This is a genomic window from Paenibacillus sp. 2TAB23, from assembly GCF_052115165.1.
Classification (GTDB): domain Bacteria; phylum Bacillota; class Bacilli; order Paenibacillales; family Paenibacillaceae; genus Pristimantibacillus.
Window position 1 is genome coordinate 108,204 of the sequence record NZ_JBFRGD010000022.1, and the last position, 26,144, is coordinate 134,347.

Below are 26,144 nucleotides of genomic sequence, written 5' to 3' on the forward strand. Positions count from 1 at the left end.
CTCAACACCAGCTTCAGTATTTGTTTACTTAGATGAACGCTCAACACCAGCTTCAGCATTTGTTTACTTAAATGAACGCTCACAGCCAGCTTAAATATTTGTTTGCTTAAAAGAGGCTTCGACGTATGCCCACTTCATCAACGCAGCGATATGGTCAAAATGCAAAAAGAAGCAGCGCCGGTCCAGCGCTGCTTCTCTGCCATTAAAACTATTCTCCGCCCATAAACACGTAGCGGCCGATTATGAGCACCGCAAGCACCCACATAAGCCAGTGGACTTTGTACTTGCCTTTGCCAGTTGCATTCGCTACCGATGCAAGCAGTACGTACGATACGATACCAAACGAAATGCCGTTTGCAATGTTGTACGTAAGCGGCATGAACGCAAGGGTAAGGAACGATGGAATAGCATACACCATATCCGAGAAATCAATGTCCTTCACGGATTGCATCATCAGCACGCCTACAATAATAAGCGCCGCAGCCGTTGCCGCGCCCGGAACGAGCGCTACAATCGGAGACAGGAAGATCGCAAGCAAGAAGCAAATGCCTGTCGTAACAGCTGTTAGGCCCGTACGTCCGCCCTGCGCAATGCCTGCGGAGCTTTCTACGAATGCCGTAACCGTGCTCGTGCCGAGCACCGCACCGCCGCTGACGCCGATTGCATCAACAAACATCGCTTTTCCGACGCGTTTCTTGCCTTTTTCCGCATCCTTCATGTATCCTGCGCGGTTGGCCGTACCAACCAGCGTCCCGAACGTATCGAACATCTCAACGAACGTGAACGTCAGGATGACGGTAACGAGTCCAACCTCGAACACGCCTGCAAAGTCGAAATGCCAGAAGTTCATTTTGGTGAAATCAGGCACCCATGTTTGACCGCTGAATGCCGCTTTCACGTCAACATGGCCAATTAGAATCGCAATCAAGGTTGTGCCTAGAATACCGAACAATATCGCTCCCGGAACGCGAAGCACCATTAACACACCAATGAGAAGCAGCGCGATAACCGTTAGCACCACTGTTTCATTGTGGAAGCTGCCAAGCTGAATAACGGTCTCGGAGCCGCCAACCGGCGTGAACACGCCTGCCTTGATGTCTGTGAAGCTGGATACGGCAATCGTCATAATCCCGCTGTTCTTCAATCCGATAATCGTAATAAACAAACCGATACCGACCGTAATCGCATGCTTAAGGCTGTCTGGAACAGCCGTTATAAGCATCTGACGGATTTGCGTCAGCGTCAGAATGATAAAGATAATACCGGAGATAAAGACGGCTGTCAGGCCCATTGCCGGTGAGATCGGCGTATCCGTTGATGCCGAGGCGATCACAACGGATGCAAAATAAGCATTCAGCCCCATCCCTGGCGCAAGCGCAACCGGGAAGTTAACGAACAAGCCCATCGCAATGGTGAAAATACCTGCCGCAAGCGCCGTAGCTAGAAATACAGCTGTCCAGTCGAGACCTGCCGGCGTAAGTATGATTGGATTGACGGCCAATATGTATGCCATCGTCATGAAAGTCGTCAGCCCCGCCATAATCTCTGTTCTGACATTTGTTCCGTGTTCCTTTAAGCGAAAGAAACGTTCCATTTTGATTACAAACCTCCCAAAAATGTGGTGGAACAAACAAAGAAGCCTAGAAAAAAATGCAAGTAACACATTTCTCCTAGGCTCTGCAAAAAGGGGAAAAGTATACCCGCTGGACCGCTGCGAGCTTTTCCGCCATTTTCGTAGCCTGATCATTTACGGTGACCGAGTAGAGACTCTCAAGCCGATTCTTGAGATTATACGAAAAAATATGCTGTTGTTGTTTTCCGTTTTCAATTCTAAAGAGAATATGTCCACTTTGTCAACAACTTTTACGAACATTAATGGCAATAAATATGTTCATCATTCGTTTTTAGCAACCTTTTCCTGCTGCTTATCTTTTCTTAACGAGTGAACGATACATGAGGAACATAAAGTATGGCGCTCCAATGAGCATAATGATGAGTCCGGACGGAATCTCCTTCGGCGCCATTACCGTTCTGCCAAGTGTGTCCGCCAGCACGAGCAGCAGGCCGCCGAGCAGACCCGATAAAATAATCGAGCGTCTAGTATGATGGCCTACCATCATCCGTACCGCATGTGGTGCCATGAGACCAAGAAACCCGATTGTTCCTACGCTTGCTACAGCACCCCCAGCCAGTAAGACGCCGATAATCATCGCCCACAGGCGAGTCCCCTTAACCGGCAGGCCGAAGCCTGTCGAGCTATCATCGCCGAAGGCGAGCAAGTCGAATTTCTTACCCAAATAATATGCGGCCGGTACGAGAATAAGAAGAAATATAAAAATGCTGTTAAATTGGTCCCAACCGCGGCCGTAGGTCGTTCCAGTTAGCCATACGAATGCCGTGCTGCTCCAAAGGCTTGCTTTCACAATCATCGCTTGTATGCCGGCAGAGCCGATCGCGGATACCGCGATGCCCAGCAGAATGAGAACGGACGGATTAAGCGATTTGCGCCAAGCCAAAAAAAACACAACCGCTGCCGAGATGATTCCACCCGTTATCGCTGCTATCGGAAGCGCAAAGATTGGCAGCGTTGGCCATGCGACCAGCACGACCAATGCGCCAAACCCAGCACCTGAGGTAACGCCAATAATAGAGGCATCCGCAAGCGGATTGCGAACCGCGCTCTGAATGAGCACGCCGCTGATCGCAAGCGCAATCCCGCCGCCTGCTGCAACCAAAGTCCGCGGCAGCCGCAGGTTTAGAAGGACAGAATATGAATCATCGCCTGTTCCAATAATGCTTCCAAGCAATTCCATGATTGGAATCCGTGTTCCGCCAAGCGATAAGCTGACGAGTATAACCACAGCAAGCAATACGGTCATCGAGATAGCAGTCGGCATGAAGCGCAAACGCAGCGGGGCGCCGCCAATGCTCATCGACGACTGCCCAGAGCCTGAGCCGGATATGTTCTTCATCTTGGTAAGCACGAGCCAAATAAGCCAAGGCGCACCGATAATTGCCATGACTGCGCCTACGGGCATCTCGCCGAGACTGCTTCGCACCATGCGGGCAAGCACATCTGCAGCTGTGATAAGCAGCGCACCCCACAGCGCACTCGCCGGGATGAGCAAGCGATGCTTGCGAATGCCGGAGAGTCGAACCAGATGGGGAGCAACAAGTCCGACGAATCCGATCGGACCCACAACGCTGACCACGATTGCTGCCATAAATACGGAGAGAGCCAGCCCGCCAGCGCGCGTTAAACCAACCTTTTGGCCTAAAGACCGGGCAGTCGATTCATCCAGCTCGAGCGCATCGAATTGACGCCCAGCGAATACCGAGATGGCAAGCAGTATCGTCACGAACGGCCATGCGTACTCAACACCGCTCCAATCCAGCTGGATGAGCGTGCCCCCGCCCCATAGGAACAGCGACTGCGTTTCCGTCTCTTTAAAAATATGAATAGCCGACGTAAACGCGCCAAGCACCATTGAAACGATCATACCCGACAGCGCAAGCCTTACCGGCGTTGCTCCGCGGCCTCCACCAAGGAAATAGGCGGCCAGAGCCGCAAGGAAACCGCCTGCCGCTGCCAATACAAAAGGAACCTCATGCTGCAGGGCAGGAAAAGCAACCGTTCCGAGAACAACCATAAAGTAAGCCCCTGCATTAATGCCGAGCGTATCGGAAGCTGCAAGCGGGTTTCTCGTGATCGTTTGCAGCAATGCCCCGGCCGCTGCCAGCGCAGCCCCGGCAAGAATGCCGATTACGGTACGCGGCATCCGAATATCCCAAAGCAGGTTATGCTCCATGATATCCTGTCTATGCAGCAGGCCGTCAAATACGGTTGACGCTGGTATCTGGGCTTCGCCAAAGCAAAGGCTAAGGATAAACAGAACGAAAAGGGCGGCAAGGCCGCCCCCGAATACTACGATTATTCGCCCAATCATGCCCTGTGGGGCTTCGCTTTTACGGTTCGTCATGAGCTCGCTCATTTCGTTAATGTATTGACGACTTGGTCAACGATTACCTTGGAGGAGATCGGGCCGCCGAATACCCATGTTGTGCTGTCTAGGGCATATGTGCGTTTTTCCTTCACAAAGTTAAGGCCGTTATAAACCGAGTTGTCTTTCAGCGCACCTGAGAAAATATCATCATCTTTTTGGACAATGTAGATCAGGTTCGTATCTTGTACAGCCGGAAGTGCTTCTACTGTCGAAGTAGTAAAGCCGTAAAGCTCAAATTGCTCTGGTTTCCAATCGTTTTTAAGACCAATGCGGTCAAGTGTTTGAACAGCTAGGGAGTTATCCATGAATAGACGCATCGTTGCGGCATTCTGGTAGCTGAACGCTTGCGTAAGCACGTAGTTGAGGCCTTCTTTGCCCGCTGCAGCCAGCTTCGTTTTTGCATCTGCATAATGCTGGTCCAGATCGGCAAGCACTTTGTCGCCTTCTGCTGTTTTGCCAACTGCTGCTGCAATGGATTTGAACATGCTAATCATTTCTGTATATTGATCGCCTTTGCCTTCAACCGGATAAAGGCTGAAAATGACCGTTGGCGCAATGCCTTTCAACTGCTCGTAGATCGCCTCATGGCTGTCTGTGTTCGCAATGATCAAGTCAGGCTTCAATTCTGCGATTTTCTCTAGGTTCGGCTCGTGGCGGAAACCAACATCAGTCACGCCTGCATCAAGCGGAGCTTCTCCCGTTACCCATGTCTTATAGCCTTCGTTGTCTGCATTACCAATCGGCTGCATGCCAAGTGCGATAATATCTTCTGTGAACGTCCACTCAAGCACAACCACTTTTTGTGCAGGCTTCTCGAGCGTCACTTCGCCTTTTGCATCCTTGACAACGATTGGACCCGTTGCTTCCGTATTTGCTGCATTCGTTGCAGCTGCGTTGCTGCTCGTTTCGTTTCCTGCTTCGTTAGCCGCCTTGTTGTTCGCCGCATTGTTCGCGCCGCAGCCTGCCGCCACCAGCATAACGACGATTACCATAATCAAGCTCATCAAACGTTTGTTCATTTTCTTTTACCCCCTATTTTTGTAAACCCATTGCCTATGCATTTGAATTGATAATCGTTGTCGTTAAAGTGATAATGATTATCATGTTCACGAACCTTTGTTATCATATAATTGATAGCGGTAGATGTCAATGTAAATAATTTCATGTTTTTCGCATTTATTTCGGCGCAATATTCGTTCGGAAAGGAATGCCAAAAAAGACGGAAGCTAGGCTCCCGTCTTCACCGCCTTCTGCTGCGCAGAAAGCTTTACATCGTTTCGTTTTTGAAAAAATTCGGCAAATAGTCTTTGTTCGCTTCAAGCATCTCTTCAAGCAACAGCTTGGCAACCGAGACGCTCGGAACGAGCGGATGATGCACAAGCGCTTGCAGGGCTAGGCCTCGATCTCCGCTAATAGCAGCCTCGATCGTAAGCGATTCATACGTTTTCACGGCATGCATCAGCCCTTTGATCTGCTCGGGGACACGCTGCAGCGGCAGCGGAATAGGACCCTGTGCCGTCACGACGCAGTTGACCTCGATGCTTGCATCCTCAGGCAGAAAGCCGATGATGTTTCCGTTTCTCACATTCAGCGTTTGGATATCACGCTTGTCCGTGTACAACGCGTGCATGAGATTTACTGCTGCCTCCGAGTAATACGCACCGCCGCGCTGCTCAAGCTGCTTCGGCTTCTCGTTCAGATTAACATCCTTATAGAGCTCGAACAGCTCGGTTTCCACGCGGCTCACGACTTCCGCGCGCGTGCCGTTCTTGGCAAACGATTCCTTCATATCGGCAAGCATGGCATCCGTCATATAGAAATAACGAAGGTAATACGTTGGCAAAGCGCCTAGCGACCGAAGGAAATCCGCATCCCAGTCAAACTTTGTAACGTTTGTAGCCGAATAGTCCTTGCCGCCGCCGATCATCTCCTGCAGCTTATCCTCGCCATTCACGAATGCTGCCGTTATCCAGTGCAGATGATTAATGCCGACAAACTCAGGCAGTACATCGCTTTCGCTTACCCCATATTCCTTCGCAAGAAACTTCTGAAAGTTAATCGGCGAGTTGCATAGGCCAACCGTTTTGACCTTGCTGTGCTTCTGAACGGCTTCCGTCACGATACCTGCGGGATTCGTGAAGTTCAGCATCCATGCGTCAGGCGCCAGCTCCTCGATATCCTTGCAAATATCAAGGATGACCGGTACCGTACGAAGCGCCTTGAACATCCCGCCAGGACCCGTCGTTTCTTGTCCAATGACCCCATGGGAAATCGGGATATGCTCATCGCGCCGCCTTGCCTCAAGCAGACCTACGCGCATTTGCGTCGTGACGAAGTCAGCGCCTGCAATCGCTTCGCGGCGATTGAGAGTAAGCTTCACTTCAATCGGCACGCCTGCTTTTTCCACCATCCGCTTCGCAAGCTCGCCGACTATCGCCAGCTTATGGCGACCTTCCTCGATATCCACGAGCCACAGCTCGCGAATCGGCATTTCGTCGTATTTCTTGATGAAGCCTTCGACGATTTCCGGCGTATATGATGAACCGCCGCCAATGACGGCGACCTTTAACTGTTTTTTCGACATATGAATGAGCCTCCCATGATTAAAATGTAATTTTCCGCAAAGCCGCATCCACGGTCTCGTCAATCGTAATCCCCTTGCTGTCCATAGCGCTCATTACGGCCCCAATGACAGGGTCCACCGTCAACCGCACGGTCTTGGCATACGGTGCGGCTGCTGCCAGCGCCTCATTGATCGCGTCGACCATATGGGGGGAACCGCCGCGCGACAGCACGCTGCCTGTCAGCACGACATCGAAGCTTTCCTGCTCCATGCCAAGGCGCTTAATCAAAGCAATAACGGCGTTGGCATGCTCATTGCCCGCGTCCCGCAAAATTCGGATTGCGACCGCGTCACCCTGCGCCGCAGCTTCGAACATAACCTTAGCCAAACCATAACCGGGGCGCTTGTGGTTATATAACGCATCATCATACATTTCTTGAATGGTTGCGTAGCCAAGCCTCTCGGGAACAAGCTCGCTAAGCAAAGTCGCCTGCTCTCTTCCTTCCCAAGCACGGATGGCACTGCGGAACGCGTGAACCGCCAGATCGGTGCCCGAGCCTTGTCCGTCTCCGAACAAATAGCCAAAACCTCCGTATTGAAGCTCTTCGCCTTGCGAATTGCGTGCTGCGGCATTGAAGCCGGTGCCGCTAATAATAACGCCGCCATAGGATTTGTTTGTACCCGCGCGCATACCGATCATGGTATCGCACGCAATGGCGTAGTGCTTATAGCCAAGCGAAGCCATCATCGGCCGCAATATCTCATAATCGGGCTCACGGTCAGCTCCGGCGAGTCCGAAATATGCGTAGGTTACCTGCTCCTTCGCAATGCCGGCTTCCTGTAACGCCTGCTGGCAAGCGTCTTCAATGTTCGCTCCTGCCTTCTCGAATGCGGTCTGGTGATTGCCGTTCCCGCCAAGCCCTCTGCCAAGCACCCGGCCTCTATCGTCAACGAGCAAGGCATGGGTTTTGCTTCCGCCTGCGTCTATTCCCAGGAAAATAATGACGGCCACGCTCCTTTTTTGTTCTTAGCTTTATTGTAAAACAAAAAACATCGCTCTTCTAATGAAAAAGAACGATGTTCTGATACTATCTTACTGTTATTTAAATTCTAAATTCAGATGGCAGCTTGCCAACATGCTGCTTAAACAACCGGTTGAAATTGGATAAATTGCGAAAACCGCATTCCGCAGCTACTTCTATAATCTTCTTATCGGTTGTTTCCAGCAAATTCGCAGCTTGCGACAACCGAAGCTGAATTAAATAGTCAAGCGGCGAAGTGCCGACGACCTGTACGAATAGTGCGCTGAACCGGGAGGGACTGAGATGAGCCGCCTCGGCCAGCTTCCCCAACGACCAAGGATAGGCAATATCGCTCTCGATATCGCGCAGGACGGCACGGATCGTTTCCGTACCTCGCGCATGCTGCGATTCATTTTTGTTGTTTCTCGCAAAATATCGGTTGACGAACGCCAGCAATTGAATTAGCTTCGCCCTCACGACGACCTCGAAATGCGGCTCCTTGCGTTCGAACTCAGCCTTCATTTCCAATAGTATCGAACCGAGCAGCCCATGCGCCTGTTGCGTTCTCTCAAGCACATAATCAAACCGCTGGCCGATATCGCGAAACGGAATGAGCAGCTCGGCGTCATAGCGCTGCTCTAAAGCAAGCAGAGACGGATCGAACATAACAATGTTCATAACCAGTCCTTCTCCCTCGAACGCGCGGTGCAGGTCATTCGCGTGAATAAGCACGATATCTCCTTGCTGGAAGTCATAACGGCTGCCGTTGATCAAATAATAACCGCTGCCCTGCTCGATATAGTTAATTTCAAGCGCTGTGTGCCAGTGCAGCCGCTGAAAGGTCGGCGAAACGCCCTGAGACTGCGATATGATAATCGGAAATGCCTGCGGAAGCGCAATCTCATCTTTGCTTATGGAAGGCAGTAGCTTCATCGGTATCTCCTTAAACGAACGGTATGCTATGCAACAAAAATTATAACAGAATCGTTCATTTGACAACATCATGCCGCATGGATTAGCGTATAACCATTGATCGCTAACCAACGGTTACTTGCTTGGAGGAGGAATGAATTTGACTACCAAACGTTCAGAGGAAACGAAGCAAGCTATTCTTGCTGCAGCCGAAAAGCTATTTAGTGAGCGGGGCTACGCAACAGTCACCATCAGGCAAATTGCCGAAGAAGCCGGCTGCTCGCATACGACCATTTATATTTATTTTCAAGATAAGGAGGCTCTGCTTTATGCTTTGTCGACGCAGCCCTTGGAGCTGCTCAAAACGAGCTTGGATATGCTGTCGGACGATGCATTCCTGTCCTCGGACGAGAAGCTGCGCCGCCTTAACGAGCAGCTTATTCGGTTCTGCTTGGACAACCGAAGCATGTACAGCATTTTTTTCGAGGCCAATTCCGCTCGCGTTGATGAATCCGAACCTGAGCTTGCGATCAACCGGATGCGGCAGCACGTGTTCCATATCATCTCGCGACTCTTGGGTACTTATTTGAATTTACCTGATGGTGACGGGCTGCTCAGCTGTTCGCGTATTTACTTCTATATGCTGCGCGGGATCGTAGGGTCCTATACCCAATTAGAGGAAAGTGCAGATTCGATTATGGCACGTCTCTCTCCGACCTTCCATGCCGCATTCGATGCGCTGCTGCTCGGATTTGATAAACAGCTTCAAGATAGGAATGGATAATGGCATTTATTGTTTGCTGCTGTTGATTTCCGACTTATGCGGATGGCTGGATAAGAGATAGAAAAAAAAGGGAGATTGACATGCAGCATTCGCCATCTATTGCTTCGCAGTTTGACGAACGTCAAGCCGTGCCATGTTTAATGGATTTCATAATAGCCTCAGCTATTCGCTTACCTCTATCGTATCCGTCCAAATATATGGTTCAAAGCATGCATCCTGAAAAGCGTCCAAGCATCTTTTCGTTTGTTGAAAGCACCAATTGCCTTCGACCTCTCCACGTTTTTTTAAGCGTTCAAAGATCACTTCTTCACTTGCCGTTAAACAAAAATGGTACGTCTGATTATCTAGTTCCTTAAAGCCTTCATATATATAATGAAAATAATCCTTGTTATAGATAGTCATTGGAACAATCAGTGTTCTTTGATACTTAAATTTAATCGCTTGAGCTGCTTGAACGACAAGCACTCTCCATAAGTCTAGATCTTGAAAGTTATCCGTTTTCTCATGCTCATTCTTTATTTCGTCTGTTAACATCCGCCTTAGCATATATCCGACTTCTTCTGGATCAAACAACATGCTGTTCGGAATTTTTTCTTGCAGCTTGGCAGCCGTACTTGTTTTTCCAACGCCAAATGCGCCATTTATCATTATAATCATGCGAAGGGCTTTTCTTTCTTCTTCGCCCATCTCATCGCTTTTAGGATCATCTCATCAAGAAACTGTTCCTTACCCGTTTGATACATATGGACAGAATGGCGGAACTGGTCGGCAAGCTTTATTTTCAGCTCCGCGTATGCTCTTGCGTCATCTGGATGCTCAATCATATATTGCTTAAATGCTAAATGAATGTCTACTCTTTCATCTGCAATCTGATGGCAATGGACATGATGCGTTCTTTGCTGGCCGCCTTTTATAAAGTAGCGTCTACCAATCATGCCGTTTTCGCCTCGTGGCGTGTAACCGAAGGATTCCATCTGATCGTTGTACGCATCAAGGTTATGAATGTTTCTTACGACAATCAAAATATCGATGATTGGTTTAGCAAACCCGATTTGCTTGACTGACGTGCTTCCAATGTGGTGTATCTCGATCATTTCTTCATTCAGTACAGATGCAAGGATATGTGATTCGGTTTGATATAATTCATTCCAGTTTTCCGTCCAAGGAATGATCTCCGCTTTGCGCAAGGTTCAGCCTCCCGTTTCAAATGACCTAGCCTCATTATAGCTCAAAAAAATACTCCCTTCTATTTGCTATACAACGCAAATAAAAGAGAGTATATTGTCATGCTATTGTTGCAGGCAGTTTCGAATTCACGTCATAGACGATTCAGTTAACGTGCCTATCATCCATCGATAAACTGTACCGTCAATAAGAGCCGCTTAAGCATCGCGGCCGCTTCAGCCCGGGTTGCATTTGCTCGCGGCTGGAAGCGTCCATCCGCTGTGCCTTGCACGATGCCCTCTTCTGCGATTCGCTCAATGGCTGCGCGCGCCCATGGCGAGATACGGTTCGCATCAGCGAAATCGACAGATCCGGACACAGCGGCAGACTCGCTATTCCTCCCCTCTGCCAGCGCTAACGCATTGTCCAGCATGACCGCCATCTGCTCCCGCGTCACCGTGCCGTTCGGGTCGAAGTGGTCTGCATCCAGCCCCTTCGCCAATCCGGCCTTCACGCCAGCCGCTATCTCTGGCGCGTACCAAGCGGACGATGGCACATCCACGAAGCTCATAGCCGCCGGATCTGCATCCGTTCTTATGCCCAGCGCCCTCACGAGCAGCGTGAGGAATTCCGCCCGCTTGACGGTGCCGCCAGGCGAGAACTTCGTATCCGATACGCCCTGCACGATCAGCTTCGAAGCCAGCAGCTCCACATCTTCCTTCGCCCAGTGGCCATTCAAATCGTCGAACGAACGCTTTGCCGTCTCCATGATGGCATAGATGCTGTTATGCGGGGAACTCATGGACATTTGTTGCTTATCGTCGCTTCTCGTCCCCAATACGGCCGGAACGAAGGAAAACGACGGAACGCTTGGGTCATATACGACGGCGGTATAGCTCTTGCCCGGCTCGATTGATTCCATGACGATAGCCCGAGCCATGTACGTGCCTCCGAAATCCGTCACTTCGACCGAGCGGCCGCCGCCGGTCACCACAATGCGATAATCGACCGCTTGACCGACCAGCTTCATACCCTTCGTACCGGCCAGCCGCTCCAGTTCGGCCTTGGCTGATCCGACAACTTGCGACGTCAGAATGCTCACCTTCATATCCTTCAAATCGACGCCTAGCCGTGATGCCAGGTCAGCCAGATCCAGCACGTTAACCTGCAGCAGGAAGCTGGAGTCGTTCAGTCGCACCTCGTATTGCAAGTTCGGGTAAGCGGCGAGCTGCTCACCTAGTCGATCGGCCGGGAAGCGTACATTCACCGCCCGTTCCGTGTCGTCGATCACCAACGTCACAGTCGGCTTGCCTGCGTTTTTCAACTGCTCCAGGATCTGGTCCATCAACAGGTCTGTCAGCTCGAAACTCTCCGTCTCGGTTCCGTCTTGCTGCGTCTCCTTCTTGATGTCAGAATCGGCGACACGGACCACTACGCCGCCGTCTGGCGACAATTCGACCGTCGTGCCGGAACTTGACGGCGTGCTGACCGGATTCGTGATGGAAGCGATCGTAATGACCGCTGCGGACTCATTGCCAGCAGCATCCTGCGCATATACGGTATAGTCTCCGTTCGTATGCACCGTGAACGCCTTCGGCACGACAATCGATTGGCCGGCTGATCCTCCCGCGAAGTCGGCGACGTCATGCGCTCCCATCAGCCACTTCAGCTGCACCAGCGAATTCCCCGCTGTCGCTTCGCCGTATACCGCCGCCGTCACCGTCACATCGGCCGACGTGCGCGGCGTGCCAGTCGCGCTCAGCTCAAGCGTCGGCGCCTGCCCGATCAGCCGAATGCCACTCGTCTCGGGAACGCGGAAGCTCGCAAGGGCATCCGCGCCGCCCGCGACAAGCGTGACGGCCGCGCCAGTCGGCAGATCAAGCCGGCCTTCGAGTGCGATGCCGTCTTCATCCACCATGCCTTCGGGCACCAAGTATTCGAACGTCAAGCTCGTCGTCGCTACGTCCGTTGCCCCCGTATACTCAGCGTACACGGTTTCCGTAACGGAATTGGCTCCGAGCGCGAGCGCCAGCAGCGGCATCCCGGCGACGTTCACCTCGTCGCGATACGTCAATGTGAATGCGAGCGTGTCCCCCACGCCGTACAAGCCAGCGCCCGGTACGTTCAGTACGACGCCGACAACGGTCAGCCCGAATGCCGAGATTGCATCGTTCAGTGTCGCCGTTGCCAAATCCAGTTGCGCCTGCGTCTGATTTGTTGCGTCGTCCAATATCGCCTGCGCTTCATTGATCGCAGTTTGGAGCACGCTTCGAACGCTCTCGGAAGCCTGTCCGAGTTCCGCTCCCTCCGGATGATCCGCCAGCGCCTGCTCCGCAGTCGCGATCACAGCATCCAGCGCCGCTGCATCGCCCGCAACGATCACCGCTTCATTAAACAGCGCGATTGCTCCGTTCAGCGTCGTCGTTGCCGCATCCAGTTGCGCCTGCGATCGATGCGATGCGTCATCCGATACGTCCTGCGCTGCGTCGATCGCCGATTGCAGCGCGTCCTGCGCGCTCTCGGGCGCTTGCCCAACGTTCGTTCCTTCCGGATGCCCCGACAACGTCTGTTCTGCCGTCGCAATTGCAGCATCCAGCACCGCTGGATCGCCTGCTGCGATCACCGCTTCGTTAAACGTCACGATCGCTCCGTTCAGTGTTGTTGTCGCTGTATCCAATTGCGCTTGCGTTTGATTCGTTGCGTCATCCAAGACGTCTTGCGCCGCGCCGATCGCCAATTGCAGCACGTCCCGCACGCTTGCGGACGCTTGTCCGAATCCCGTTCCCTCCGGATGATCCGCCAACGTCTGTTCCGCCGTCGTGATCGCAGCATCCAGCACCGCTGGATCGCCCGCTACGATCACCGCTTCGTTAAACGCCGCGATCGCTCCGTTCAACGTTGTCGTCGCCATATCCAGTTGCGCTTGCGTTTGATTCGATACGTCATCCGAGACTTCCTGCGCCGTGTCGATCGCCGTTTGCAGCACGTCCCGCGCGCTCTCAGACGCTTGCCCGACGTCCGTCCCCTCGAGATGATCCTCCAGCGCCTGCTCCGCCGTCGCGATCGCAGCATCCAGCGTCGCTGCTTCGCCCGCTACGATCACCGCTTCGTTAAACGTCGCGATCGCGCCGTTCAGCGTCGTCGTTGCCGCGTCCAATTGCGCCTGCGTTCGATGCTCCGCATCACCCTCAACCAGTTGCGCTGCGTCGATCGCCGATTGCAGCGTGTTCCGCGCGCTCACGGAAGCATGTCCGACGCTCGTCCCTGCCGGATGGTCCGTCAGCGCCTGCTCCGCCGTCAAGATCGCAGCATTCAGCGACGCCGGGTCGCCAGCTTGCAAAATGTTGGTTACCTCAATTGTCTTAACAACCTCGTTGCCTGCCGCATCCTTCGCATAGACCGTATAAATCCCATTGCTCGCCGCATCAAACTTCAAGGGTGTCGTGATAACAGTCCCCGCGCTCGCGAAGTTGGACACGGTCTTGCTCCCGGCCTGCCACTTCAAGAGACTGAGCGAATTGCCGCTGCCGTTGATTGAAGCGGCTACGGTAACAGTCACCCGATCGAAAGTGTCGCTCGTCGTCAAAGGGGTTAACGTCAGGCCGGGGGCTGCCGGCATGTCGACTTGGTGGGAGACACTCGCAGAGCTTGCCGCCACATAGTGACTATCTCCTTGATATCTAACCGACAATGTATGCAATCGTACAGCCAAGGAAGTTGCCGTATATGTAGCTGTTCCGCCGGTAAGCGAAGCGCTTCCCAGAAGGGTGGCGCCATCCATGAATTGGACCGTGCCGGTCGGCGTCTCCAAACCGCCGGCCACCGTCGCCGTCAACGTGACCGACTGCAGCTTCGTCGAAGATGACGCCGGCGATACGCTAAGCGTGGCCGCAGGCACAAACTTTAGTCGAGTCGGCACACTAGCCGCGTCGAAGCCCCACGCCCAGATTCGGCCGTCAATATCGATCGCGAACGACTGGCTGTCACCGGCGTAGACCGACACGAAGTCGACCGGATTGCCGTTGTCGTCCTTTACGGCCAGCTTCTGCGGCGAGCCGTTATTGGTCGTGCCGTCGCCCAATTGCCCATTGGCATTAGATCCCCAACTCCAGATATCGCCGGCCGTATCCACAGTCAGCACGTGCTGGTTGCCGGCGGACAGTGATTTGAATTTCGTAGATACGGCACCGTCCTTTAGATCGCGAAGCGTCGGCGTGGCCGTGCCCGCCGCTCCTGTGGCTCCCCCATCCCCCAATTGACCGGAGTTGTTATTGCCCCATGTCCAGATATGACCATCCGAATCCAGTGCGGTATGTAGAATGTAGTTGGTGAGGGCGTTGCCGCCATCTCCACCGTTGCCGGTGGAGATGGCCTTGAATTGATACCGCACCGAGCTGCCGTCCACCAGATCGAACTTCACCGTATTCGGGACGATAGATAAGAGGTTCCAGATCCGGTCGGATGTGTCGAGCGCGATTGCGGCCTGGTTACCGGCGGTTAGCCCCTTGAAGGAGACGGGGCTAACTCCGTCCGTAATAATCTGCTTCACCGGCGTATCGCTCATATGGACCCCCCAGCCCCAGATCGAGCCGTGACTGTCGATGGCGAACCCGTTCCAGAACCCCGCAGCGATCACTGTAAATGTGACGTCCTCCGCCCCGTCCAATACGGGAAGCTTGGTCCAGGCTGTCGCATCGGATCGGCCGGCCCCGTTACCCTGGGCGCTATTACTGTCTTCCCCGGTCATCCACAAGTGACCGGTGGTATCGAGCGCCATTGAAATCATTCGCTGTGTCTTCACTTCCCGGAACGTTACGGGAGTTCCTCCGTCCATCACATCAACGCGCTTCGGCGTAGTGGAACCATTGGTCGTTCCATCGCCAAACGTGCCCTGGTTTCTGCCCCAGGCCCAAATATGCCCAGCTTCGTCGAGCGCGAGCGTCGCATAAGTTCCCGAAGATATGCTCTTGAACGTCAATCCCGTTGCCGCACTCGCCTTTGGAGGCACGAATAGCGGACCAACTACTAAAAGAAATACTAACAGTGCGAGCAATGATTTTTTCAATACTATCTCCCTCTCTGGTATGTTTTATAAATATAAAATTTATATAACTAAATATACAACATTCCTCTGAAAGAATTATGAAAGCAAGCGAGAATGCGAACGAAAACTTGACCGCCAAGAAGAAACGGCTTCGCCGTCCTCTGCAAGAGGAGGGTATCCAACGGTAAATTCCACGCGGACGGGCGGCGCTCGTCAACATTGCTTTTTCACACGGCCCAAGATTTCTTGGTTGAGCTTAAAGTCTAGAATCGTTTCCTTGTTTTTGACCATTAAAAAAACTCCCTTCTATTTGCTAAACAAAGCAGATAAAAGAGAGTCATTTTTTTCACTCTATATTGCAGGTATATTGGAATATCAATGCCATCAAAGCCGTTAGCCGCTTTGAATCAAGGTTTTCGAGCGACTGACGACATTCATTAATTCCTGCCTATTCCCACTCAATCGTAGCTGGCGGCTTCGACGTAACGTCATAGACGATACGGTTAACGTTGTCTACTTCGTTAACGATACGAACGGAAATCTTCTCGAGTACATCCCAAGGAATACGAGCCCAGTCAGCTGTCATGCCGTCGATCGAAGTAACCGCGCGGATACCGACTGTGTACGAGTACGTACGGGCATCGCCCATTACGCCTACGCTCTTCATGTTCGGGAGCGCAGTGAAGTATTGCCAAATTTCGCGGTCAAGACCGGCTTTGGCGATCTCGTCACGCAGAATAGCATCGGATTCACGTACGATATGAAGTTTGTCCTCTGTCACTTCGCCTAGTACGCGGATCGCAAGACCTGGACCTGGGAATGGCTGACGCCATACGATCGCTTCCGGCAAGCCGCACTCTTCGCCAACTTTGCGAACCTCGTCTTTGAACAACGCTTTAAGAGGCTCGATCAGCTTGAACTTAATGTCATCCGGCAAGCCGCCGACATTGTGGTGCGATTTGATCGTTTGCGCTGTAGCCGTGCCGCTCTCAACGATATCCGTATAAAGCGTGCCTTGCGCCAAAAATTCAAAGTCGTCGAGCTTGTCCGACTCTTCTTGGAATACATAAATAAATTCATTTCCGATAATTTTTCGTTTTTGTTCAGGATCCTCTACGCCTTTAAGCTTGCCGAGGAATCTCTCCTGCGCATCGATCTTAAGCACCTTCATGTCGAATTTGCCGACGAAAGTTTCCATAACGCCTTCCGCTTCGCCTTTGCGCAGCATGCCATGGTCAATAAACATACATGTCAGCTGATCGCCGATCGCTTTGTGAAGAAGGATCGCTACAACGGAGGAATCTACACCGCCGGAAAGCGCACAAAGCACCTTTTTGTCGCCAACTTCGTTGCGGATATCACGGATTGCGTCCTCAATGAATGATTCCATCGTCCAGGTACCGTCGCAATCACAGATGTTATATAGGAAATTACGGATCATTTCATTGCCGAACTCCGAGTGGCGAACCTCAGGGTGGAATTGAACCGCATAAAATTGACGTTCTTTATGGCTCATAGCCGCAACCGGAGCATGCTCCGTGCTTGCATCGACTTCAAATCCTGCAGGCAGCTCAACAACGTGGTCGCCGTGGCTCATCCATACGGTTTGAACCTTATCCAGGCCAAAGCCGATCTGGGAGCCTTCAATAAATGCAACCTCAGCTTTGCCATACTCACGTTTGCCCGCGCGCTCAACTTTACCTTCAAGCTGATGCGACATAAGCTGCATGCCGTAGCAAATCCCGAAAATCGGAATGTTCAGATCGTAAATCGCCGGGTCCACCATTGGTGAATTTTCTTCATAAACGCTAGCCGGTCCTCCCGAGAATACAATGCCCTTCGGCTGTAATTCACGGATCCGTTCTACCGACGTGTTGTAAGGCAGCAGCTCGCTGTATACGCCTAAATCGCGAATACGGCGTGCAATCAGCTGATTGTATTGGCCTCCAAAATCGAGAACAACAATGATTTCATTTTGCTTAGTCATTACCGAGCCTCCCTCAAATTATGTAGTAATTATATATAAGGCGGTTTAAGCGAGTCAAGGCGAAACAACGTGACAATTCGTAGAAAAAGTCGATTCCTCGCAGTTACTACCTAGAATCTGACAGAATTCGCGGCGTGTCGCTGCTCATGAATGAACCACGGTATGCCACGATTATTCTTTAACGCAACCGCCTTTTGGTCTTTCCACCATATCTGGAATGAAGAACCGCTTGCGATCAATTTAAATTCATAACGGCTAAAAGCGGATTTATCCAAGCACACCCATGTAAAACAGACATAGGCCCCATTCGGGACCTTGTCGTTAATAGTAGCAGCCTTTTCTATTCCATGTCATCGGACAGTTCTTTTGTGATTATTGGATATTTCATATGCTAGAAATGGGTAAGGTTCTACACAACCAATGATTCTCGGCTGCGATCCACGCACAAGCGAATCATCCCAAACGCTGCTTCACACAATTTTGTTAGGCGTTTTGATGTTCTCTGGACGTTTCGTTTTGTGAATCGGCTGCTTGTCCAGCACACGAAGCACCGTGCGTAGCGCGGCTGGCGTCGGTGCACTAAGCCATGGGCCCGGCGCGGCAAAATGCGCTTCCTCCATCCAGCGGGTCAGCTGGCGGAGCGCATCCTGCTGCTCAGCAGGGAGCGCAGGCGCAGCCGCCAGCGCGTATTCGCGTGCCGTCAGACTCGGCGCGCGCTCGCCGAAACGGCGATACAGCAGCGGCGCCAAGTGATCGGCGACGCTAATAAAGCTGGCGCGCACGAGCCCATCGGCATCGTGCGGCGACGCCCTGCCCTTCCGCGGCGCAAGCTCCGCCGCCGCGGCAGCCCTGCCCGTCACAGGTTCATGTGACGGGTAGGGCGCGGCTCCGCCGGCGAGCTTCGCGATGCCGGCGTAAGCCGCGCCATAGCGGCGCAGCGCCAGCGAAAGGCGAAGCCGCTGGCGCTGTGCCGCAGCAATGGCCGCGGCCGCGAGCGCAAGCGCGGCCGCGCCTGCGGCTGCAGCAGCGGCTGGCGATGCCGCCGCTGCTCTGTGCGCTGCCTGCGCGAGGGCATCTGCCCCGATCGCGGCCGCTGCCTCAGCCCATGCGGCGAGGCTTGCCAGGCTCGTCTCGCTGATTCCGGCAGCATCGCTCGCCATTGCCGCTCCCGCTGCACCCATAGCCGGAGCAGCAAGCGCACCGCCAACCGAAGCGGCCGTGCCGACGCTCAAGACGCTGCCGACTCCGGGGGTCGGATCAAAAGGCACCCAGCCTGCGCCAGGGAAATATACTTCGACCCAAGCATGCGCATCCGAGCCTTTCACCTCATACTGTACCAGCTCAGCGCCTATTGCACTCCCGCTTCCATCAGCTTGCGCATTGCCGCCCAAAGTATCCCGTGCAGCATCTCCTGCTAGCTCCTTATTGCCATCCAATCCAGCAGCAAGGTCCAAAACAGCCGTTCCGGACGTAAAGCCTTTTACCCATCTAGCCGGAATCCCTTGTGAACGTAGCAGCACGACCATCGCGGTTGAGAAATGCACGCAATAGCCTTCACGCTGATCGAACAAAAAGTGGTCTACGAAATCGCTGCCTTCGGGAGGCTGCGAGCTGTCATCGAGCGTATAAGTGTAGCTTGCTTTCAAAAAGTCCTCAATCGCTTTCACTTGGTCGTAGCGGTTCGTTACGCCGCCCCCCGCTATCTCAGCCGCTAAAGCCGAAACGCGGCCGGGAAGCGACGTCGGCAGCTGCAAATACGGCTCAAGCTCCGATGATAACTCCGTTTCTTCAAGTGTCGTACTTCCCTCCGTAGGCAGCATGCTTCCATTCGATGCCAAGTCTGATTCAAGGGCCATCGAACGTAATTGCGTGCCGTCTGTAACAGGCAGCATGCTTTCCACCGCAAAGCGCTCTACCTTTGTCTTGTCAGACTGAGAAAACAAGGAGCTGTTGTCGGCATTGTAGACGTAGCTGCCTAGCTTGCGACGAGGATCGGCTGCGATGAGCTCCGTTACATGTCCTTGCAATCCCGAGGTGAACAGCGGCATCCCTGCCGCCGGCTCCGTCCAAACGACAGATTGCCTTATGACGGGACCGTGCAGCCTATTGTCCTCTCGTGCCACAGTCTCGGAAAATGCGGTCGCATCCGGTCCCTTTATGGGCTGCAGCACAGGGCTTCCTGCGCTATCCACCCAGCCCCGGCCGTCATATACATGCTTGGACTCCCCGCGCCAATACGCTTTGACTGGCGAGCTGCCTATAAAAACAACCCGCTCGTCCTTCGTGACCGGCGCGCCAAGCTGACTGTCATCGAAGCCGTAGCCGGTAAAGGCTCCGCCTAATTGGCCTAAACCCGATTGACTAAGCGTTGTGACCGCCCCCTGCTGGTTTCCCATAGATCGGACGGTTTCTTCTAAGCGTTCATTCAGTGAAGCCGTCCAGCTTGGAGCAGGCATGTCGGACTCGCGTCCTCCAGCAAACAGCAAGCCGAAGCCTACGACCATCAATACGACAAACGCTGACCCGGACAGCCAGCGCATATCCAGCTTCTTCAGCTTGTTTGTGCTTGTGTCAATAATCCGCTGCACGCGCGGCACAGCAACGACTGCGCCAAGCAACAGTCCCTCGGCTACCGCTCGCATTAATCCCCCCATGACCTCAAAGCCCAGCCAGACATGGAGCGTAATTAAATAGATTAACGTAACAGCGGCTAGACCCAGCGCTGTCTGGCGCATCCATAAAAGCGCCTGCAGAGCGGGGGCCAGCATCGCCCAGCCAATAAACAGCAGCAATGTCCTCAGCTCGCTCGACATGGCCCATAAGCCGCTTTGTCCTATCAGCTGCAGATTCTCCTTCAACAAGGCAGGAAATCCAAGCAGCCACTGCAGCTCGCTTTGATCCGCACCTTTATAGAGCCACATTAGACTCAATAAGCACAGCACCGCATTCATCGAGAGCGTAATCGCAGCCGGTAGACGGAACAAACCGGACAGCATCGCGAATCCGATCACGAGCAGCAGCGGACCCGGATTGTAAATAGCTGACCATTCTCCGGCGTTAACCCAAGGCAGCAGCCACTCCGCAAACAAGCCGTACAGCAGCAGGCTCGTAACGAGCCGGAATCCAAAGGATTCCTCCGGCATGTCACGCCGCATTCGTTTGCGATCCTCGCTTATTAGCTTAGCCGTTCTTTCGGCAACTCCGCTTTTATGCATACTCATGCGCATCGCCCCCTTCCGCTGCGTACGGCTGAGCGGACATACTCGCTGGGACAGGCAGCCACGTCAATTTGACGCCGCCGCTCTCCAGCCATCTGTGCTGCTCGCGCATCGCAAAGGTGGGGATGTTATTCCTCGTCACGATAAACAGCTCAAGCCTGCAGCCTTTCTCTGCCGCATAGCCCGCGAGCTCGCCCCAGCTGCGTCCGCCCCGCCAATCCGCAGTGAAGACAAGGATCGTACTGCCGCGAGCTAGTAAATGAGAGCCTTGATTCAAGCTTCGAGCTAGCGAGCCCTTTCCTTCCGCTCGGAGAAGAGCCATCGCATGCAGCATGCTGGAGACTCCCTGCTGCGTCCCGCCCTGATAAGGCATTCGTATCGCCTGACTGCCTTCTCCGAGCAAGAGCGTTACACCATTGCCGAGAGCAGCAGCATTCGCGAGAGCTAGGGCTGCCCAGCCTACGCATGCGTCAAACAGCCGATCATCTGCATCGTATGCCGATGCCATCGTATCTACCGCAATACAGGTTTGAACGGGCTGCTCAAGCGAATGCACCTTGGTCTGCAAGCCGCGTCCTTTGGCAGCGCTCCGCCAGTCCAAATGCCGCAGCGAATCTCCTTGTCGGAATGGGCGGAAGTCCGGTCCTAGTCCGGCTGCGCGAACTGCCGCCTCAATTTCTTCTCTTCCCGCTTCACCCCGTAAATCCTGAGACACTCCCCTCTGCGAGGACGGCACGGCGTATAAGCCCCCGCCTTCCAAGCGCTCCGGCCTATTCGGGCTAGCTGTATGCGCAAGTCCTGGCAGAACGATGAATTCCGATCTGCAATCGAGCTGCCTGCTGATTGCCGTTAAGCCGAGCCAGTCGCCTATCGTAACAACAGCATGCTGATAGGGATGCCTGCCGCGGCGCAGCTGATGAAGCGTATACTGATAAGTTATTTCCTTGCTCCACACGGGAGTGATCACCGCATGAATGCCGATTTTCCGGTTCAATGCCGAGCTCTCGTTCAAGGTTTCTTCATGAATTGCAATCCATACAAACGGAACAGGAATAGCTCGCTTTAACGTTAAGCGGATATCCAGCTGCCCGCCTTCGCGAATCGAATGCTGCGACAAATCCCGACTTGCGCTCAAGCGCGCAGCAGCTAGAAGCGGCGCCACGCCGCTCACGGCGATAATCATGCTTAGCACCGCTGTCATAAACCATTCTACAGCGCCGCCCCTCAGGACTACCGCTGTCAAGCTCCCTGCCCATGCAACAGCTATGATGCTCCACGCGAACCATCTGGTCCGGTATGCTGCGGGCTGATGCGCTTTTGGCATTTGCCTGCTGCCTTCAAGCTCCACCTTCTGTTTTTCTGCTTGCGGCTCAATGCCATCGACTTCGCCTATCTGTTGATCCACGATCTGCAATACGTCGTCCTGATGCGGTGCATTCATCGGCGCTTCCCGCTTCCAGCCGCTGCCGGCATCGGACAATCGCGAATTGTGCGTTTGATAACCGCCGCCGCGTCCTCTCCCATAGAAGCCGCGCTGAAGCGTAGCGATAGCCGGTGCGGGAGTACGGCTTCAGCAGTGGCAAGCAGATCATCAGGCACCGCATAGCTCCTGCCTTCCATGTAGGCATTGGCCTGGGAAGCTCGCAGCCAATCACGAAGCGCACGGGGGCTTAATCCCAGCACCACCTCGGGCGCCCGTCTAGTTGCATCTGCAACCTGCACCATATATTCAAGCAGCGCTGGATGCATATGCGTCTGCCTTGCTTCCGCCTGCATTTGGAGCCATTCCTCCGTTGCAATGACCGGCCGCAGACGATCCGGCTCAATCCGGTTGCCGTCCGCATACTGCTCCAGCATCCGCTTCTCCTGAGACGAGCCGGGATAGCCGATCGTTAACCGCATCATGAAACGATCCAGCTGCGCCTCCGGCAGCGTATTCGTGCCTTCAAAGCTGAGCGGATTCTGGGTTGCAATCAGCATGAAGGGCACCGGAAGCTTACGGGTTTTGCCCTCAACCGTCACGCGCCGCTCTTCCATCGCCTCAAGCAGAGCAGACTGCGTGCGCGGCGATGTGCGGTTGATCTCGTCGGCAAGCACCACATTGCCCATGATGGGACCAGGGCGGTAAACAAGCTCGCTCGAGCGTGCGTCCAGCACAACACCTCCTACGATATCTGCCGGTAGCATATCAGAGGTGAATTGTATTCTTTTGAAATCGCCGCCTACCGCTCTGGCAAAAGCTTGCGCGAGCAGCGTTTTACCTACGCCTGGCACGTCCTCCAGCAGAACATGTCCGCCTGCCAGCAGCGCCGTTAACGTGTTCCGAATGACCTGCTGCTTGCCGAGCAGCACGCTCTCTACCTTAACTAGCAATCGATGCAGCAGCACCTGCGGCGCTTCCGGCCAATGGCTGTATCGGTCCTCTTTCGCATCATCAGAAAATTGGGGAGAAATCATCGTATAATTCGCCTCCTGAAAAATAAATCTATCTATTTTTCAGTTTCCCCAGCTTTCTCTATCTTTAGACCTGCTAGAGGGCGATTCTGTTAATCTGTCACCCATATTTCACGTTGATTGTCGTTATATACGTACTTCGCTATTCCGATCCCGAACGTCTGCAGCGTCGCCCTAACAGAGACAATCAGATCCGCACCTAAGTCAGAGACTTTTATTTCCTTGCTTTTTAGAGTAAGCACCGGATTGCCTTCGTATGTCACAACCAGCTGCCCTTGCTCCGCATCAAGCTCCAAGCTGCCTCCAATCCATTCTGTCAGTTTGCGCAGCGACACCTCTATCGTTCCACCGATCAGGCGATATTCGCCCGCTTCAAGCACGAGACGATCCTCCCCGCGGTGCAATGTAAGCTTCTGCTCCTCAGGCTCTGCTTGCGCCGAACCTCCATTTCTGTCAAGCTGCTCCGCGTATGTTATGAGCTTTGCTACCTCACCAGCTGTTACCGGCTTCCTATTCCATTTCAGCTTGCTTGCCACCTTGAATTGAATAGGCTCCACCTTGTCCGTAATAGGGGCAAAAGCATAACCCTTGCTCTTGTAATAGTTAATAATCGCTGGCAATGCCTTAACCGACTCAGCATGCCCGGCGCTGTCATGAAGCAGCACATTCAGCTTGCTTGCAAGCCTCGAGCCTTTTATAGCCGTCAAAATTTCCGCAGCCGGAACGTCTTTCTTCTTTGAATCCCCGCTATCCACGTTCCAATCATGAACCACGTAGCCTGCTGCTGCCAGTCCATCAAAGTAGCCTTGGTCAAAGTTCGTAAACGTACCGCCCGGCGCGCGAAGCAGCGGCGTTCTGACACCGGTGGCTTGATAGATCGCATCATCGGTTTTCATCACCTGCCCGGCAAACGCGGAGAAGCTGCCGTATAGCTGCTCATATTTATGATTAAACGTATGATTGCCGATTGAATGGCCTTCTTCTATGATTCTTTTAGCCAGCAAGGGCTGCTTCAGCACATGCTCGCCAAGCACAAAAAAAGTAGCCGAGATTCCTTCGCGTTTCAAAATATCCAGCACAAGCCCTGTATTTTTGCTAGGACCGTCGTCGAAAGTCAAATATACGGTTTTCTGATTCGCTTCTGCCTTGACAGCGGCGGCAGGAGCCGCAGGCCTTTCTTGAATAAGCTGCTTCTTCGCCGCATATACCGCATGGGCTGCCAGAAGCGGCTTCGGCTCATAATAGGAGACGCTACCCGCCACGCTTGCATGCAATGGCTCCAGCTCGCTGGCTGCATTGTCCTTGAATGCAGTTCCCCCTTCAAAGCCCAACAAGCCAAGCCAAACCGTCCAAACGCAAATTGAAGTTCGCAACATACGACGCATGCCCTCTGCCACCCTTCTCTACCTATGACTGGAATCTCTCATTCCATTTGATAGAGTATATGAGCCTTTGCTGCCGTAAATGCCTGCTCCTTGCCAAATTCATTGGGAATCAGCAGGCAGCAAAAAATCCAGTCACGACTGATGCTCGCCGTGACTGGATTTTTAAAAATGAAGCATGAGGCCATGAATTGAGCAGCATTTGCTTGCTTCGCTTCATGCACCCATCCTATCGCCTCTTATTTTGCAATGCTTATACTATAGATGTTTGTGTCTTTATCAAAGGGGAATTTGTTTTTGAAATAAAGCATGTCGCCCTCACGTTTTATGAACTTCAAGAAGTCGCCGCGGTAAGGGGAATCGTTAAGCTCTGCGTATTCAAGCTGCTGGTCTTTTAACAGCTCTTTATATAACACGGTGACCTTACCCGTCTTGCGATTAGCCAGCTTCAAAATACCACCCATATTCGCTCGAAGGAGAAATACATCCTTATCGATATATTCTACAAAATACGCATCGCTTTCCCCTCCTATTTGGACCAAATCAATCGTTTCGAGCAGTTTTCCTGTCCCATCCTCAATAAATCTAAGTGTTTTCCCATCATTTAACAGCAGTTGGCTGCCCAGACTTTTTGCATTGATCTCCACACGGTTCCAGTAATGCACGCTTGCTTGATGAATAACCTCGCCTTCCTTAATGACAAGCCGGAAATATTGATTATTCAAATGGGGTTCACCATAGAAATCAGACAAGTCAATGACGAGAAGCCCTCCCGGCGTTTTATGGAACCCCATGGACAAGTACTCCTTAATAGAAGTACCCAGCTTCGCCAGCTCGCGTTGAACGCCTTTGCTATCCGTTCTGTAGAGTACGCCGCTGCTGCCGACAACTGTGTATTTCAATCCCTCAATTTCAAAATCATATTTTTTAAAGGCTTGCAGCTTCTCCGCTTTCACCGTCTTGGATCCTGCATCCCATATCACATCGCCTCCGCCTAGCGCGCTCACGACGAACCTGGCAGGCACATACAGCTCTTTCTCAAAAATAAAAGGAGCGCCCTCCAGCTTAACGGTCCTCCCATCCAGCATTCCCGTCAAGCTGCCAACCCGCAAAGCTAGCGATTTTCTCCATCCATTAAACTGAGCTCTTTTGCCCGCCGCATCCCAGCTCAAGTCGATTCCGTAGTGATTCGTCATGCGCGTCAAGGGCACAAATGTGACCCCGCCTTTCACAAGCGCAAGTCCCCCCAGGCTCCCGCTTTTCGTCCAATGAAATTCATAATTCGCGGAAGCTGCGGCCCCTGCTGTACTCGGAAGAATAAGCAATAAGCTCAAGAACAAGATCGTTATGCTTCGCTTCACTTTCATTCATCTCCTAATATTGAATAATTTGGGTTTTATATAAGGAATGGACGCCGAACAGACTCGAAAGGTTGCGCAGGCCTATGTCAAGAAGAACGAGGATGCCGAATCAAAAAAAATCGCCTCTACCCGCAGGGCAGAGACGATTTCCAAGTATGATTCGATTAAAATGCGGCAACAATTGCGCCTTTATACGTGTCCTCGATATATTTCTTCACTTCCGGCGAACGAAGCGCAGCTGCCAGCTTC

General features: G+C 52.9%; 18 protein-coding genes, 1 pseudogene and 1 riboswitch. Of the genes and pseudogenes, 2 read left to right on the plus strand and 17 right to left on the minus strand.

The window, feature by feature from the left end; all coding sequences use genetic code 11:
• Positions 1-208: 208 nt before the first annotated feature.
• From AB4Z29_RS25535 to AB4Z29_RS25560, 6 genes are all read right to left on the minus strand, one after another.
• Entirely contained in the window at positions 209-1,594 is a 1,386-nt protein-coding gene (locus AB4Z29_RS25535; protein ID WP_441945796.1) for an NCS2 family permease, read from the minus strand.
• A 121-nt stretch (positions 1,595-1,715) separates the two neighbouring features.
• Positions 1,716-1,816, minus strand: a riboswitch (purine riboswitch).
• Between the two features lie 109 nt (positions 1,817-1,925).
• Entirely contained in the window at positions 1,926-3,980 is a 2,055-nt protein-coding gene (locus tag AB4Z29_RS25540; protein ID WP_441945797.1) for an iron ABC transporter permease, read from the minus strand.
• A gap of 8 nt (positions 3,981-3,988) precedes the next feature.
• Positions 3,989-5,023: an ABC transporter substrate-binding protein gene (locus tag AB4Z29_RS25545; protein ID WP_441945798.1), complete on the minus strand. Its 1,035-nt coding sequence runs from the start codon at positions 5,021-5,023 to the stop codon at positions 3,989-3,991.
• 248 nt (positions 5,024-5,271) lie between these two features.
• Complete coding sequence (locus AB4Z29_RS25550; protein WP_441945799.1) at positions 5,272-6,588, minus strand: 6-phospho-beta-glucosidase; 1,317 nt, start codon at positions 6,586-6,588, stop codon at positions 5,272-5,274.
• A gap of 19 nt (positions 6,589-6,607) precedes the next feature.
• On the minus strand, positions 6,608-7,579 hold the full coding sequence (locus AB4Z29_RS25555; RefSeq protein ID WP_441945800.1) for an N-acetylglucosamine kinase: 972 nt from the start codon (positions 7,577-7,579) through the stop codon (positions 6,608-6,610).
• Positions 7,580-7,670: 91 nt separating this feature from the next.
• Positions 7,671-8,522, minus strand: a complete 852-nt coding sequence (locus tag AB4Z29_RS25560) for a helix-turn-helix domain-containing protein (RefSeq protein WP_441945801.1) — start codon at positions 8,520-8,522, stop codon at positions 7,671-7,673.
• 133 nt (positions 8,523-8,655) lie between these two features.
• Here AB4Z29_RS25560 and AB4Z29_RS25565 point away from each other — a divergent pair, with 133 nt between their 5' ends.
• Positions 8,656-9,285, plus strand: coding sequence for a TetR/AcrR family transcriptional regulator (locus tag AB4Z29_RS25565; RefSeq protein WP_441945802.1), 630 nt, complete (start codon positions 8,656-8,658; stop codon positions 9,283-9,285).
• A 162-nt stretch (positions 9,286-9,447) separates the two neighbouring features.
• Here the strand turns inward: AB4Z29_RS25565 and AB4Z29_RS25570 are convergent, their stop codons facing one another.
• From AB4Z29_RS25570 to AB4Z29_RS25620, 11 genes and pseudogenes are all read right to left on the minus strand, one after another.
• A complete protein-coding gene (locus tag AB4Z29_RS25570) occupies positions 9,448-9,972 on the minus strand; it encodes an AAA family ATPase (RefSeq protein WP_441945803.1) in 525 nt (174 codons plus the stop codon).
• Positions 9,939-10,472 carry a GrpB family protein gene (locus AB4Z29_RS25575; RefSeq protein ID WP_441945804.1) on the minus strand — a complete coding sequence of 178 codons (534 nt, stop codon included), beginning with the start codon at positions 10,470-10,472 and terminating at the stop codon, positions 9,939-9,941. Before AB4Z29_RS25575 ends, AB4Z29_RS25570 begins: the two co-directional genes overlap by 34 nt.
• A gap of 158 nt (positions 10,473-10,630) precedes the next feature.
• Positions 10,631-14,839: an S-layer homology domain-containing protein gene (locus AB4Z29_RS25580; RefSeq protein ID WP_441945815.1), complete on the minus strand. Its 4,209-nt coding sequence runs from the start codon at positions 14,837-14,839 to the stop codon at positions 10,631-10,633.
• Between the two features lie 513 nt (positions 14,840-15,352).
• Positions 15,353-15,457, minus strand: a pseudogene (locus tag AB4Z29_RS25585) (hypothetical protein); the annotation flags it as partial.
• 484 nt (positions 15,458-15,941) lie between these two features.
• The gene (guaA, locus tag AB4Z29_RS25590; RefSeq protein ID WP_441945805.1) at positions 15,942-17,480 is read right to left on the minus strand and encodes a glutamine-hydrolyzing GMP synthase; all 1,539 of its coding nucleotides are present in this window, start codon (positions 17,478-17,480) and stop codon (positions 15,942-15,944) included.
• Between the two features lie 470 nt (positions 17,481-17,950).
• On the minus strand, positions 17,951-20,701 hold the full coding sequence (locus AB4Z29_RS25595) for a transglutaminase-like domain-containing protein (protein ID WP_441945806.1): 2,751 nt from the start codon (positions 20,699-20,701) through the stop codon (positions 17,951-17,953).
• A complete protein-coding gene (locus AB4Z29_RS25600) occupies positions 20,688-22,139 on the minus strand; it encodes a DUF58 domain-containing protein (RefSeq protein WP_441945807.1) in 1,452 nt (483 codons plus the stop codon). The genes AB4Z29_RS25595 and AB4Z29_RS25600 overlap by 14 nt, the downstream gene beginning before the upstream one ends.
• Entirely contained in the window at positions 22,136-23,155 is a 1,020-nt protein-coding gene (locus AB4Z29_RS25605) for an AAA family ATPase (protein ID WP_441945808.1), read from the minus strand. The genes AB4Z29_RS25600 and AB4Z29_RS25605 overlap by 4 nt, the downstream gene beginning before the upstream one ends.
• Before the next feature lie 89 nt (positions 23,156-23,244).
• Positions 23,245-24,528, minus strand: coding sequence for a polysaccharide deacetylase family protein (locus tag AB4Z29_RS25610; RefSeq protein ID WP_441945809.1), 1,284 nt, complete (start codon positions 24,526-24,528; stop codon positions 23,245-23,247).
• Between the two features lie 47 nt (positions 24,529-24,575).
• Positions 24,576-24,758 (minus strand): hypothetical protein, encoded by a 183-nt coding sequence (locus AB4Z29_RS25615; RefSeq protein WP_441945810.1) that lies wholly within the window; start codon positions 24,756-24,758, stop codon positions 24,576-24,578.
• A 15-nt stretch (positions 24,759-24,773) separates the two neighbouring features.
• Entirely contained in the window at positions 24,774-25,895 is a 1,122-nt protein-coding gene (locus tag AB4Z29_RS25620; RefSeq protein ID WP_441945811.1) for a copper amine oxidase N-terminal domain-containing protein, read from the minus strand.
• A 46-nt stretch (positions 25,896-25,941) separates the two neighbouring features.
• Between AB4Z29_RS25620 and AB4Z29_RS25625 the strand changes: the two genes are divergently transcribed.
• A partial coding sequence (locus AB4Z29_RS25625; protein WP_441945812.1) for a hypothetical protein occupies positions 25,942-26,144 on the plus strand: 203 nt, incomplete at its 3' end.

Coding starts and splice junctions, on each gene's coding strand:
- AB4Z29_RS25605 (WP_441945808.1), bottom strand. CDS start 23,155: ATGATTTCTCCCCAATTTTCTGATGATGCGAAAGAGGACCGATACAGC.
- AB4Z29_RS25600 (WP_441945807.1), bottom strand. CDS start 22,139: ATGAATGCACCGCATCAGGACGACGTATTGCAGATCGTGGATCAACAG.
- AB4Z29_RS25560 (WP_441945801.1), bottom strand. CDS start 8,522: ATGAAGCTACTGCCTTCCATAAGCAAAGATGAGATTGCGCTTCCGCAG.
- AB4Z29_RS25540 (WP_441945797.1), bottom strand. CDS start 3,980: ATGACGAACCGTAAAAGCGAAGCCCCACAGGGCATGATTGGGCGAATA.
- AB4Z29_RS25610 (WP_441945809.1), bottom strand. CDS start 24,528: ATGTTGCGAACTTCAATTTGCGTTTGGACGGTTTGGCTTGGCTTGTTG.
- AB4Z29_RS25595 (WP_441945806.1), bottom strand. CDS start 20,701: ATGAGTATGCATAAAAGCGGAGTTGCCGAAAGAACGGCTAAGCTAATA.
- AB4Z29_RS25570 (WP_441945803.1), bottom strand. CDS start 9,972: ATGGGCGAAGAAGAAAGAAAAGCCCTTCGCATGATTATAATGATAAAT.
- guaA (WP_441945805.1), bottom strand. CDS start 17,480: ATGACTAAGCAAAATGAAATCATTGTTGTTCTCGATTTTGGAGGCCAA.
- AB4Z29_RS25545 (WP_441945798.1), bottom strand. CDS start 5,023: ATGAACAAACGTTTGATGAGCTTGATTATGGTAATCGTCGTTATGCTG.
- AB4Z29_RS25550 (WP_441945799.1), bottom strand. CDS start 6,588: ATGTCGAAAAAACAGTTAAAGGTCGCCGTCATTGGCGGCGGTTCATCA.
- AB4Z29_RS25535 (WP_441945796.1), bottom strand. CDS start 1,594: ATGGAACGTTTCTTTCGCTTAAAGGAACACGGAACAAATGTCAGAACA.
- AB4Z29_RS25565 (WP_441945802.1), top strand. CDS start 8,656: ATGAATTTGACTACCAAACGTTCAGAGGAAACGAAGCAAGCTATTCTT.